This window comes from Photorhabdus khanii NC19 (assembly GCF_000517265.1).
Taxonomy (GTDB): Bacteria; Pseudomonadota; Gammaproteobacteria; order Enterobacterales; family Enterobacteriaceae; genus Photorhabdus; species Photorhabdus khanii.
This window is the reverse complement of the sequence record NZ_AYSJ01000017.1, coordinates 150891-165605: the sequence shown is the minus strand read 5'-3', so window position 1 is coordinate 165605 and position 14715 is coordinate 150891. Positions and strand designations below refer to the sequence as shown.

The 14715-nt window shown below is 53.4% G+C and carries 2 pseudogenes; both read right to left on the bottom strand.

The annotated features are described in order from the left end of the window. Positions 1 to 11: 11 nt before the first annotated feature. A pseudogene (locus PTE_RS27400) lies at positions 12 to 3826 on the bottom strand (amino acid adenylation domain-containing protein); the annotation flags it as partial. A 135-nt stretch (positions 3827 to 3961) separates the two neighbouring features. Beyond that, positions 3962 to 13891 (bottom strand): annotated as a pseudogene (locus PTE_RS25495) (amino acid adenylation domain-containing protein); the annotation flags it as partial. Positions 13892 to 14715: the final 824 nt, after the last annotated feature.

The window sequence follows — 14715 nt, the reverse complement described above, 5'->3', positions numbered from 1 at the left end:
CACCGTGCTGTTCACTCAGCCGTTAAGCGCCGTCGTAATGCCGGATCCAGGTTAACCGGCACGGCATGCCCAACAAATGACTGCTCCTGCGGACGGGGCCGGTCAGTAGGTAAATCCAGCAGAACCGGGGCGTCAGCCAATATCGCACGCCAATAGTCGGATTGCCGTTGGGTCCGTTCCGCCAGCAACCACTGACGCTGCCAGGCGGCGTAATCCGGGTATTGAATCGCCAATGGCGGCAACGGATCAGATTGCCCGTCCATAAACGCCGTGTAGAGCGTGTTCAATTCCTGTACCAGCACATTGGCAGACCAGCCATCGGAAATAATGTGATGTTGGGTCAGCAAAAATTGATATTCGTCATCGGTAATCCGGATAAGACAGGCGCGGATAAGCGGGCCGCTGTCAAGATCAAATGACGCATGGGCTTCCTCCACGCTCAGACGCTCAAGAACAACATCAGCATCTGGTATCCCGCGTAGGTCATATTGAGATAACAGTAAGCCACTATCCGGCTCCAACAGACGTACTTGTGGCTGACCATCCACAGAAACAAAGACAGAACGTAACGCTTCATGACGGGCAAATAAGGTATCCAGCGCCTTTTGCCAGGCCATGATATCCAGTTGACCACGTAAGCGCAGGGCCATCGGGATATGATAAGTCTCGCTGACCCCCTCAAGCTGTGCCAGGAACCACAGGCGCTGTTGAGCAAATGACAGCGGCAACTCACCCTCACGGGCTATCGGCACGATGGCCGGCAGAACAGGGGCCGGTTGACCAGACCGGGCCTGCATGACCTCGGCAAAAGCCTTTAACGTAGGGGATTTAAACAGAGTTGCCAGCAACAGTTCGACACCGAACGCCGCGACACGGTTCATCACCCGTACCGCCAGCAACGAATGGCCGCCCAGGGCAAAGAAATTGTCATGCCGGCTGATTTGCTCAATCCCCAGGATTTCACACCAAATCGCCGCCAGCGCGATTTCTGTTTCGCCCTGCGGCGCGGCGTAAACCTGACGGGCAACCGCTTCATTGTCCGCTGCCGGCAACGCCTGACGATCCAGCTTGCCGTTCGGGGTTAACGGGAAGGCATCCAGCCGTACAAAGGCCGACGGCACCATATAATCCGGTAAAATGGCACTCAGATAAGTATGCAGGCTATTGACCAGCCCCTCATCCGCGGGTGCCACCACATAAGCCACCAGCCGTTTCTCCTGCCCTTCACCTTGCACCAATACCGCCGACTCACTCACCGCCGGGTGTTCCACCAGCCGGGCTTCTATTTCCCCCGGTTCAATGCGGAAACCCCGGATCTTAACCTGCTGGTCATTACGGCCCAGGAACGCCAGGTTGCCGTCCGGCAGGTAGCGGGCCAGATCGCCGGTGCGGTACATACGGGCATCCGGCACACCACTAAACGGATCGATAAGGAAACGGTCCGCTGTCAAGTCTGGGCGATTGAGGTAGCCACGCGCCACTCCCGCGCCCCCGATATAAATTTCCCCCACCACGCCCAGCGGCACCGGCTGACCATACCCGTCCAGCAAGTAAAGGCCGGTGTTGGCTATCGGACGCCCGATACTTTCAATTACCCGGTCACCCCGCAGTATCGATATCCAGGCAGAATAGGTTGTCGTTTCGGAAGGTCCATAGAGATTACATAACCGTTGCACCGGCGTTTCTGCGAAAATCTGTTCAATCAGGGCACTTTTAAGCGGCTCACCCGCCAGATTGACGGTATGGACCGACGCCATCAGCGCCTGAGCCTGCAACAACGGTTTCATTGCCGACGGGACTGAGTTAATCAAACTCACCGGCCGGGGATGCCGCATCAATGACAGGACATCCTCGACCAGATGGATCGCCGCACCACAGGATAACGGCATAAAACATTCGAAAATGGACAGGTCGAAATTCATCGACGTTGAGAACAGTGTCTCCCGGATTTCTTCCGCGCCAAAAGCCTGCTGGGCCCAGTGCAGGAAGTTCACCGTATTCCGGTGCTCAATCATCACCCCTTTTGGCACCCCTGTGGAGCCGGAGGTGTAAATCACATACGCCAGGTGCCGGGCAGTCAGCGCAGGGACCTGTGGATTACTATCCGGTTGATCAAGCAAGGTATTCGGGTCAAGCACGGTCAGCGCAGCCAGGGTTTCCTCACCCAATCCGGCACGACCGGCTTCATCCGCCAGCACCATAGCCGGGGCAGCATCGGTCAAAATATGGGCCAGACGCGCGCCAGGATAAGCCGGATCTAACGGCACATACGCTCCGCCCGCTTTCATTACCGCCAGCAATCCCACCACCATTGCCGGTGAACGTGCCACACAAATCGCCACCCGCTGGTCGGGTACAACCCCTAGTGCGATAAGTTGATGGGCCAGCCGGTTGGCGCAGGCATTTAATTCGACATAACTGAGAGTTTGCTCTTCATACACTAACGCTATAGCGTCAGGGTTTTTCTCTACCTGTTGCTCAAACAACTGATGAATACATAACGCGTCAGGATAAGGGGTTTCCGTCGCGTTCCTGGTTTCCAGCAACAACCTGCGCTCCGACGGTGCCAGAATATCAATCTTCCCGATCCGCTGTTGAGCATGAGCGACCATCTCTTGTAGCACCGCGTGCAGATATCCCACCTGCCGCTCTATCGTCGAGTGATCAAACAGGGCAGTGGCATAACTCAACGCACCGACAATCCGCCCCTTCTCTTCTGACAGATTCAGTTCAAGATCAAATTTGACAATATCAATATCAGAGACCTGATCGACCGGTGATACGGCCAGCCCCGGTAATTGCCAGGCCGTGTTCTCATTGTTCTGCCAGGCAAACATGACCTGGAACAACGGCGTATGCGCCAGTCGGCGCGGCGGCTGCACGATTTCCACCACCTGCTCAAACGGTAAATCCTGGTGCTCCTGTGCCGCTAAAGCGGTCTGCCGCACACGCGCCAGCAACTCCGTCACCGTCAGCTCACCNGATAAATCAACACGCAACGCCAGCGTATTGACAAAGAACCCGATCAGCGATTCCACTTCCTGACGACTGCGGCCTGCACTCGGTGTGCCTATCACCACATCGTCCTGACCTGACAGGCGCGACAGGACCACCGCCCAGGCTGACAACAGCGTCATAAATAAGGTGACACCGTGCTGTTCACTCAGCCGTTTAAGCGCCGTCGTTAATGCCGGATCCAGGTTAATCGGCACGGTATGCCCGGTAATGACTGCTCCGACGGACGGGGCCGGTCAGTGGGTAAATCCAGCAGAACCGGTGCATCAGCCAACAGAGTACGCCAATAGTCAGATTGAACCTGAACACGTTCCGCTGACAACCACTGACGCTGCCAGGCGGCGTAATCCGGGTATTGAATCGCCAGCGGGGGCAGCGGATCCGGTTGCCCGGCCAGAAACGCCGTATAAAGTGCGCTCAGTTCACGTATCAACACATCGACAGACCAGCCATCGGAAACAATGTGATGCTGAATGAGCAGGAACCGATATTCGTCATCGGTGAGCCGGATAAGACTGGCGCGGATCAGCGGGCCACGGTCAAGGTTAAATGACGCACGAACTTCCTCGGTACACAGACGCTCAAGAACCCCCTCCTCATCCGGGAGCCCACGCAGGTCATGTTGAGATAGCCGCAAGCCGCTATCCGGTGCCAACAGCTGCACTTGTGGCTGCCCCTCAATAGAGACAAAGACAGAGCGTAACGCTTCATGACGGGCAAACAAGGTATCCAGTGCCTTTTGCCAGGCCATGATATCCAGTTGACCACGTAAGCGCAGGGCCATCGAGATATGATAAGTCTCGCTGACCCCCTCAAGCTGTGCCAGAAACCACAGGCGCTGTTGAGCAAATGACAGCGGCAATTCACCCTCACGGGCTATCGGCATGATGGCCGGCAGAATAGGGTCAGGTTGACCAGACCGGGCCTGCATGACCTCGGCAAAAGCCGCCAAAGTAGGGAATTTAAACAAGGTCGCCAGCGACAGTTCGACACCGAACGCCGCGACACGGTTCATCACCCGTACCGCCAGCAACGAATGGCCGCCCAGGGCAAAGAAATTGTCATGCCGGCTGATTTGCTCAATCCCCAGGATTTCACGCCAAATCGCGGCCAGAGTGATTTCTGTTTCGCCCTGCGGCGCGGCGTAAACCTGACGGGCAACCGCTTCATTGTCCGCTGCCGGCAACGCCTGACGATCCAGCTTACCGTTCGGGGTTAACGGGAAGGCATCCAGCCGCACAAAGGCCGACGGCACCATGTAGTCAGGCAACTGAACGCTCAGATGCTCACGCAGGCTATTAATCAATCCCTCATCTGCGGGTGCCACCACATAAGCAACCAGCCGTTTCTCCTGCCCTTCCCCCTGTGCCAATACCACCGATTCACTCACCGCAGGGTGTTCCACCAGCCGGGCCTCAATTTCCCCCGGTTCAATGCGGAAACCCCGGATCTTAACCTGCTGGTCATTACGGCCCAGGAACGCCAGGTTGCCGTCCGGCAGGTAGCGGGCCAGATCGCCGGTGCGGTACATGCGCGCACCCGGATTATCACTGAACGGATCGATAAGGAAACGGTCCGCCGTCAGGTCAGGGCGATTGAAATAGCCCCGCGCCACACCCGCCCCGCCGATATAAATTTCCCCCACCACGCCCAGCGGCACCGGCTGACCATACCCGTCCAGCAAATACAAGCCGGTGTTGGCTATCGGACGCCCGATACTTTCAATAATCCGGTCACCCCGCTGTATCGGCAACCAGGTAGAATAGGTTGTCGTTTCAGAAGGCCCATAGAGATTACATAACCGCTGTACCCGCGTTTCTTCAAAAATCTGTTCAATTAAGGCACTTTTAAGCGGTTCACCCGCCAGATTGACGGTATGAACCGACGCCATCAGCGCCTGAGCCTGCAATAACGGTTTCATCGCCGACGGGACTGAGTTAATCAAGGTCACCGGTCGGGGATGCCGCATCAATGACAGGACATCCTCGACCAGATGAATCGCCGCACCATAAGACAACGGCATAAAACATTCAAAAATGGACAGGTCGAAATTCATCGACGTCGAGAAAAACATCTCCCGGACCTCTTCCGCGTCAAAAGCCTGCTGGGCCCAGTGCAGGAAGTTCACTGTATTCCGGTGCTCAATCATCACCCCTTTTGGCACCCCTGTGGAGCCGGAGGTGTAAATCACATACGCCAGGTGCCGGGCAGTCAGCGCAGGGACCTGTGGATTACTATCCGGTTGATCAAGCAAGGTATTCGGGTCGAGCACAGTCAGCGCAGACAACGCTTCCTCGTCCAACACAGTACGACCGGCTTCATCCGCCAGCACCATAGCCGGGGCAGCATCAGTCAGAATATGGGCCAGACGCCCACCAGGATAAGCCGGGTCCAGCGGTACATAAGCCCCACCCGCTTTCATTACCGCCAACAATCCCACCACCATTGCCGGGGAACGTGACGCACAAATCGCCACCCGCTGATCTGGCTCGACACCCAGTGCAATCAGCTGATGGGCCAGCTGGTTGGCACGGGCATTTAATTCGGCATAACTGAGAGTTTGCTCTTCATACACTAACGCGGGCGCGTCCGGGGTTTTCTCCACCTGTTGTTCAAACAACTGATGAATGCATAACTGGTCAGGGTAAACTGTTTCTGTCGCGTTCCAGGTTTTTAACAACAACATACGCTCTGCTTCCGGCAGAATTTCCAACTGCCGTACCGGCGTTTCCGGGGCCTGTTCCAGTACCGCTACCAGGCTCTCCAGTGCCTGTTGCATATAGCCGCCTATCCTTTCCGGATCAAACGGCTGCACTACCTGAACCGTCAGTCCCAAGGCTTCACCAAAATCTTCTACTGACAGCATTAACGGATAGTTGGTCCGCTCTTGTGCGCCCAGAAATTCAATACCGCTTATGATGTCATTCGATGTTGCCGGCAAGGTATTGTGCCGATAATTCAACAGGCTATTAAAGAGTGGCAGCTCACCCTGCACCCCGCTGCAACGCTGGGCCAGCGCCAGTGACGCGTGTTCATGTTCCAATAGTCCGGCCAGTCGGGTATGGGCAGCCTGCACGCTGTCCTGTACCGGGGTATCATCAATATCCAGCCGCAGCGGCAAGGTATTGATAAACAGCCCCATGCCACTGTCAGCGCCTTCTCCCGCCGCCATACGCCCAAACAACACGGTGCCAAACACCACTTTCTGTTGATTGCTGGTACGCGACAATACCTGGGCCCAGGCCAGATGACACAACGCCGCCAGACTGACACCCAAACGCCGGGCCTGACTGCGCAGACGGCCATTCAGCTCAGGTGCCAACATCCGGTGGGATTCCATCACCTGTGAACCATCACTATGCACCTCCGTCAATCCGAACGGCAGGGTTGGCTCATCTACCGCCGCTAACATGTCGGTAAAGAAACGGGTATGCGCTTCCTGACTCTCCCCCAGCCGGACCTGAGCCACCAAATTGCGGAACGGTGTCGGCGCAGGCAGGCTATCCTCCTGCCCCGTCAGATACACCTGGACTTCGCGGTGCATCACTTCCATCGTTTCATGGTCGCCAATCAGGTGATGCAGCAATTGCAGGACAATCCAGCGGCCATCAGTCTCCTGCGACACCACAAAGCGCAATAACGGCGCTTCCCCCAAGTCGAGACGATGATGACGCGGATCAAAACGTCGGGTTAACTGATCACTGATTGAACCGTCAGCCGGATTTAATGTCAGTTCAGTCACCGACAATTGAGCCTGACGCCAGACCACCTGCGCCGGCACTGACAATCCTTGCCAGATAAAAGCCGTACGTAAGATATCGTGCCGATCAACCACCCGTTGAACCGCTGCCAGATAACGATCTAACAGAGACCGGTCAGCAAAAGCCATCTGCCCCATCAACAGATACGGATCACCTTCATTTGCCAACAGATGATGAAATAAAATGCCATCCTGCAACGGCGACAACGCATAAATATCCTGAATATTGACGATCCCACCCGGTACCTGAGCGACGATGTGGTCAATGTCAGGCTGAGTCAAGTCAATCAGCGGCAACATCGCCGGCGTCAGCGCCTTGGTTGCCGGGGTTATGACGTTAGGCGGTACTATCACAGCCTGGTGCTGTCCCAGTGACCGGGCCAGTTCAAACAACACCGGAAACTGGAACAGATCACGCGCCGTCAGTGTCAATCCCAGGTGACGCAGGCGTTCAATCATACGTATAGCGAGTAATGAATGGCCGCCCAGGGCAAAGAAGCTGTCATACCGGCTTATCTGCGCAATCCCCAGTAACTCACACCAAATCGCCGCCAGAGCGATTTCTGTTTCACCTTGCGGTGCCGCGTAAACCTGGCGGTCAACGACTTCATTGTCCGGTGCCGGTAGCGCACGACGATCCAACTTACCGTTCGGGGTCAATGGAAACGCATCCAGACACACAAAGGCCGACGGCACCATATAATCAGGCAAAACGGTACTCAGGTGGGCACGCAGGCTATTCATCAGCCCCTCATCCGTTGGTTCCACCACATAGGCCACCAGCCGTTTATCCGCCCCTTCCCCCCGTACCAACACCGCAACCTCACGCACCGCTGGATGCTCTGCCAACCGGGCTTCAATTTCCCCCAGTTCAATGCGGAAACCGCGAATTTTCACCTGCTGATCGTTGCGGCCCAGGAACTCCAGATTGCCGTCCGGCAGATAACGCGCCAAATCCCCGGTGCGGTACATGCGTGCATCCGGGTTATCACTGAACGGATCAACCAGAAAACGTTCAGCCGTCAATTCAGGATGATTAAGATAACCACAAGCAACCCCATCGCCCCCCACATAAATCTCCCCAGTCCCCCCCAACGGCACTGGCTGACCATGCGTATCCAACAGATAAACCCGCGAGTTGGCTACCGGTCGGCCAATAGGGATGCGGATCGCTCCCTGTGCTAATGCCGTGATACGGTATGTCGTCGTAAAGGTAGTGCCTTCACTCGGCCCATAGCCATTCAATAACTGTTGTGGCGGACTCGTGCTCAATACCTGCCCGATAACATGGGGATCAAGGGCATCTCCGCCAACAATCAGCAGCCTTATCTGCGGAAGAACCGGCGACAGCTCCGCCGCCAGCTGGTTAAACAATCCGACACTCAGCCACAGCACAGTCATTCGCTGAACCTGTAGAACGTGTACAAACTCCAGCGGAGTCAGCAAAGTGACACGATCGACCACCACTAACGCACCGCCATTAAGCAACGGTGCCCAGACTTCAAACGTGCTGGCATCGAAAGCCGGATTAGCCGCAAAAGCCACCCGGTCATCCGGTCCAATTTCGGCATAGCCATTATTGATGACCAGCCGGACCACCGCACGATGAGGCACCAGGACCCCTTTGGGTGTACCGGTAGAACCGGAGGTATACATGATATATGCCAATCCGTCACTGGAACACGGTAAATCAGGGTTTAAGCGATCTTTCTCTCTACTCGTATCTGTCTCATCAAAGAGACGCAACAGCGGAACCGTCAGGTTAGCCGGAATATCCGCCCGTGTATCGGTGAGCAGCAACCTGGCTGAAGAATCCCTCATTAGCCAGTTTTTCCGCTCATCCGGCATACTGGGATCAATCGGCACGTAAACGGCACCAGCTTTAAGAATAGCTAATTGGGCCACCACCAGTTCCATCGACCGCTCTAACAGGAGCGCAACATGATCACCAGGACAAACCCCTTGTTCGATCAGCTGATGAGTCAACTGGTTAGCACAGGCATTCAATTCCGTATAGCTAAGGGTCTTCTCTCCCGCGATCAGTGCCGTCGCTTCTGGGGTTTTCTCCACTTGCTGTTCAAACAACTGATGAATACACAACGCATCAGGATATACAGTTTCCGTGGCATTCCAGGTTTTTAACAGTAATGTACGCTCCGCTTCCGGCAAGATTTCCAATGCCCAAACAGGCATTTCCGGGGTTTGCTCAAGCGCCTCCACCAGACTTTCCAGTGCCTGCTGCATATAACCGCACAGGTTTTTCGGATCAAACGGTTGCACGACCTGAGCCGTCAGCCCCAGGGATCCGCCAAAATCTTCCACCGACAGCACAAACGGGTAGTTGGTCCGCTCTTGTATGCCAAGAAATTCAATACCGTTGATAAGTTCAGCTGACGTTGCCGACAAAGTATTGTGCCGATAATTCAACAGGCTACTAAAGAGTGGCAACTCACCCTTCACCCCACTGCAACGCTGGGCCAGCGCCAGTGACGCGTGCTCATGGGCTAATAATCCGGCGAGTCGGGTATGGGCGGCATGAACGCTGTCCCGTACCGAAGTCTCATCGATATCCAATTGCAACGGCAAGGTATTAATAAACAGCCCCATACCATTGTCGGCGCTGTCCCCTGCCTGCATACGCCCAAACAACACCGTGCCGAACACCACTTTCTCCTGCCCGCTGGCACGCGATAACACCTGCGCCCAAGCCAGATGACACAGGGCCGCCAGACTGACCCCCAAATGCCGGGCCTGACTGCGCAGACGATCATTCAGCTCAGGCGCCAACATCCGGTGAAATTCCGTCACCTGTGAGCCGTCGCGGTGCACCTCTGTCAGCCCGAATGGCAGCGTCGGTTCATCCACCGCCACCAGCATCTCGGTAAAGAAACGGGTATGCGCTTCCTGGCTCACCCCCAGCCGAGCCTGTGCCACCAAATTACGGAAAGGAACCGGGTCAGGCAGGTTATCCTCCTGACCGATAAGATACGTCTGAACTTCACGGTGCATCACTTCCATCGTTTCATGGTCACCAATCAGATGATGCAGAAGTTGCAGGGCAATCCAACGGCCATCAGTCTCCTGCGCCACCACAAAGCGCAATAACGGAGCCTCCCCTAGGTCAAGACGATGATGACGCGGATCAAAGCACCGGGTTAACTGGTCACTGACCGAGCCGTCAGCTGGGTTCAATGTCAGTTCCGTCACCGACAATTGGGCCTGACGCCAGACTACCTGCACCGGCACTGACAATTCTTGCCAGATAAAGACGGTACGTAAGATATCGTGCCGATCAACCGTTCGTTGAACCGCTTCCAGATAACGATCTAATAGAGACCGGTCAGCAAAGGCCATCTGACCTGTCAACAGATACGGATCACCTTCGTTTGCCAGTAAGTGGTGGAACAAAATACCGTCCTGCAACGGCGACAAGGCATAGATATCCTGAATATTGGTCACCCCACCCGGCACCCGCCCAACGATGCAGTCAATGTCAATCTGAGTCAGATCGATCAGCGGCAACATCTCCGGCGTCAGTGCCGTGGTTGCCGGTGTTATGACGTTAGGCGGCACTATCACCGCCTGGTGCTGTCCCAGTGACTGAGCCAGTTCAAATAGCACCGGAAACTGGAACAGATCACGCGCCGTCAGGGTCAATCCCAGGTGACGCAAACGTTCAACCACCCGTATCGCGATCAGCGAATGACCACCCAAGGTAAAAAAGCTGTCATACCGGCTGACCTGTTCAATCCCCAGTAATTCACGCCAAATCGCCGCCAATGCGATTTCCGTTTCCCCTTGTGGTGCTTCATAAACCTGACGGGCAAAGGCTTCATTATCCGGTGCCGGCAATGCTCGACGATCCAATTTACCGTTAGGCGTTAATGGAAACACATCCAGCCGCACAAAGGCTGACGGCACCATATAATCAGGCAGAATGGCACTCAGGTGGGCCCGCAGACTGTTCACCAGCTTCTCATCTGCGGGTGCCACCACATAGGCCACCAGCCGTTTATCCGCCCCTTCCCCTTGAACCAACACCGCAGCCTCACGTACCGCAGAGTACTCTGCCAACCGGGCCTCAATTTCCCCCGGTTCAATGCGGAAACCACGGATTTTAACCTGCTGATCATTACGGCCAAGAAACTCCAGATTGCCGTCCGGCAGATAACGTGCCAAATCCCCGGTGCGGTACATGCGAGCATCCGGGTTATCACTAAACGGATCGACAAGGAAATATTCTGCGGTTAATTCAGGACGATTAAGATAACCACAGGCAACCCCATCTCCCCCGACATAAATCTCTCCGGTCCCCCCCAACGGCACTGGCTGACCATATGCATCCAACAGATAAACTCGCGTGTTGGCTACCGGTCGGCCAATAGGGATACGGGCCGCTCCCTGCGCCAATGCATTGATTCGGTATGTCGCCGTAAAGGTAGTGCCTTCACTCGGCCCATAGCCATTTAATAGCTGTTGTGGCGGACTCGTGCTCAATACCTGCCTAATGACATGGGGATCAAGGGCATCTCCCCCGACAATCAGAAGCTTTATTTGCGGAAGAACCAGCGACAGCTCCGCCGCCAGCTGGTTAAACAATCCAACACTCAGCCACAGAACAGTCATTCGGTGAACCTGTAAAGCCTGTACAAACGTTTGCGGTGTCAGCAAAGTGACGTGCTCGACAACCACTAACGCGCCACCATTGAGCAATGGTGTCCAGACTTCAAACGTACTGGCATCGAAAGCCGGATTAGCGGCAAAGGCCACCCGGTCATCCGGTCCAATTTCAGCATACCCGTTGTTGATGACCAGCCGGACCACCGCACGATGAGGCACCAGAACCCCTTTAGGCGTACCGGTAGAACCGGAGGTATACATGATATACGCCAATTCTGTGCTGGAACGCGGCAAATCAGGGTTGAGGCGATCTTCCTCTCTATTCGTGTCTGTCTCATCAAAGAGACGCAACAGCGGAACAGCCAGGTTAGCCGGAATATCATCCCGTGTATCAGTGAGCAACAACCTGGCTGAACAATCGCTCATCAACCAGTTTTTCCGTTCATCCGGCACATTGGGATCAATCGGCACGTAAACGGCACCCGCTTTGAGAATAGCCAATTGAGCCACCACCAGTTCCATTGATCGCTCTAACAGAAACGCAACATGATCACCGGGACCAACCCCTTGTTGGATCAGCTGACGAGCCAACCGGTTAGCCCGCGTATTCAATCCCGTATAGCTGAAGGTCTTATCTCCCGCTATCAGTGCCGTCGCTTCTGGTGTTTTCTCCACCTGTTGTTCAAACAACTGATGAATACACAACGTATCAGGATACACAGTTTCTGTGGCGTTCCACGTTTCCAGTAACAGCGTACGTTCAGCCTCCGGCAACAAATTAAGCTGCCAGATGGGAATTTCATCACCGCTCCTTTTCGACAATGCCAGCACCGATAAATGCTCACTCATCCGCAAAATCACTTCCGGACTCAGGCGATTTTCATCATAGATCCAGCGAAAACCGCCCTGTGCATTCATCTGAAGCGTTAGCAATTCGCCGGATACTTCCTGATCACACGGTCTGTCATCCTGTATCACAGAGACGGCGATCTGCCACGGCCAGTTGGTTCTTAATGCCGGGATAGCCCGCAGTAAAGGAGAACGGGTGAAGAGGTCACGGCTAAATGTCCGGTGCTGTGCCAATCGGGCAAGTTCATCATCAACCCAGCCAGCTACTGCACTCCAGGGCTTATCAAACGCCACTTCAATGGTCATGGGGACCACCGGTGCCAAAACATCTGCCGACTTACCTTTGACCTCATCCACGCACCAACCGATTTGGAATTCAGCCTGTTGAGTCAGACGCGCAAGATAGATAACCAATACCTGCAACAGTGCCTGTAATGGCTCCTCTTCATCGTTTTTTGGCAGTGGAGGCTGCCAGGGACTCATTACCCATTGGGGTTCTGTCTGTTCCCCCATCATTTCAAAAGGTAACTGGATTGGCTGCAAAGAGGCAAGGCGCTCATACCAAAATGATTCACTAGGTGCGAGGGCTTGAAGGGTATTTTTTATATTTTGAGCCTGCTGTGAGGAAAGCAGAGGCAGCGGTTTACCCGGACTGAGTTCCGATATATCGGCAAGCTCCCTGGCAGACAGCAAGTGACCTTCAAGGGTGGCGAACCCGCCGATACGAACATCCTCACTGCCGGTCGTCACCTGCCAGGCATCCTCCTCCACCTTAATCAGTGTACCGGGTACCCCCTCAGAACACGTGTTCAACCGTTGAAGCCAGGAAATTTGCACCGTGCCCTGTTCGAGTAACAGTTTAGGGCAACCCAATGGATTTACGTAATTCTCGCCAAAATCTAATGCTCGCACCAAAGCTGACAGTGCCTCTCCCGATTGTTTCCAATACAAATACCCCCCTCCATCGGGGCGACGTGACTGAGCATAGAAGCTCCGTTGCGTGAGATCCTGCGGATAATTCACCAATGTGCCGTGACCCAAATCTTTCAAAAGTTCAATAAACCCTTTCTGAGCCGCCTGATAACATTTCAGATTCAACGAGAAAGCGTTATCGTGTTCCTCAATCAATACCGGCCATTGCACGGCAATATCGCCGGTATCCACACCACCTTCAATACAGTGCCAGGAAATAGCATAATGCGTCTCCTGGGCTAACAACGCCCAGGAAGTTGCATGATTGCCCGCATAACGTGGCAAAGGACTATCATGATAATTAAAAGCGCCGCCGCGAATCTGCCCAATTAGCGACACCGGCAAGATGATTGGGTTGACGATGGAGAAAAGCCAATCGACAGGATGTAACGTGATGTGTTCTTGTAATGCATCAACCGAGTTCACACAAACAATCCCTTGTCGAGCAGCCCATGTTTGTAAAACCGTATCAGTAGATAGCACCGCTTGTATGATATGCCCGGCTGCCTGAATTTGCTCGGCGCAGAACACCGCAAGGGTCGTCCCCCCCACCACGACGCACGTTCGTGATAGAATCGATGTATCATTTATATTATGAGTTATATTTTCACATGACATCTGAGAGAGAGTTTCGGCTTTAAGAACATTTCCCTCTGTAGTAACGTTACCTTTCATCTATTACCTCAACGAATCTGTTAGAAATTTGAGAATTGTCATTCCTGACAACCATCACCAATATTTCTTTCTTACTTCTTGCCCCCAAGAAATAAAAACGGACATATCTGACATTAATTCAAGACACACAGATGCTGTGACATCACCTGATTAATAACCGCCAATTAGCAACCCTTTGATGCTAACTTACCTGACAGCGGAACAAATAAGCCAACTCATTGTGCAAATAAAATACCACATTCTTATTTCTATGAAAAAATTACAAATTACAATTAATTTAATAATATATTATTTTATAATAATAAAATAACGTTAGCAGCATAACAATTAACGCGATCAAATATTGATTGCAACCGAACGTATTCCAATCAAATCGTTCTTTAATGCGATTTTTAGGACATCTAGCGATATTTACCAACACGTAATACAAGCTGGGACAGAGTTTAATATTATTCAATTTTCATATACCTGCCAAAATATACATTTAGACTTTTCTACATCAATTTTTCACGCTTATTGCCTATTCCATAGGGCTATTTTATTTTCCATTCTTTATAATAAAGAACGAACCTGGGCAACATTCAGACAAAAAATAGCTTTCGAACGTACTGTAGTTCTATGCCAAGGACAGACGAATCGAGTCGTTCTCACGTATTATATGTACATGCCGGTTTCTGCACACTGTCCATATTAACCCTTTATTCACAATAACGGCCATTACTCCCAATTAGGTAGCCTTTTAATTATCTCGAGTTATTTACAATAAACCCAATATGACTCAAAACGAGATCATGAAATGAAAGATAATTAAATCAGCCTATATT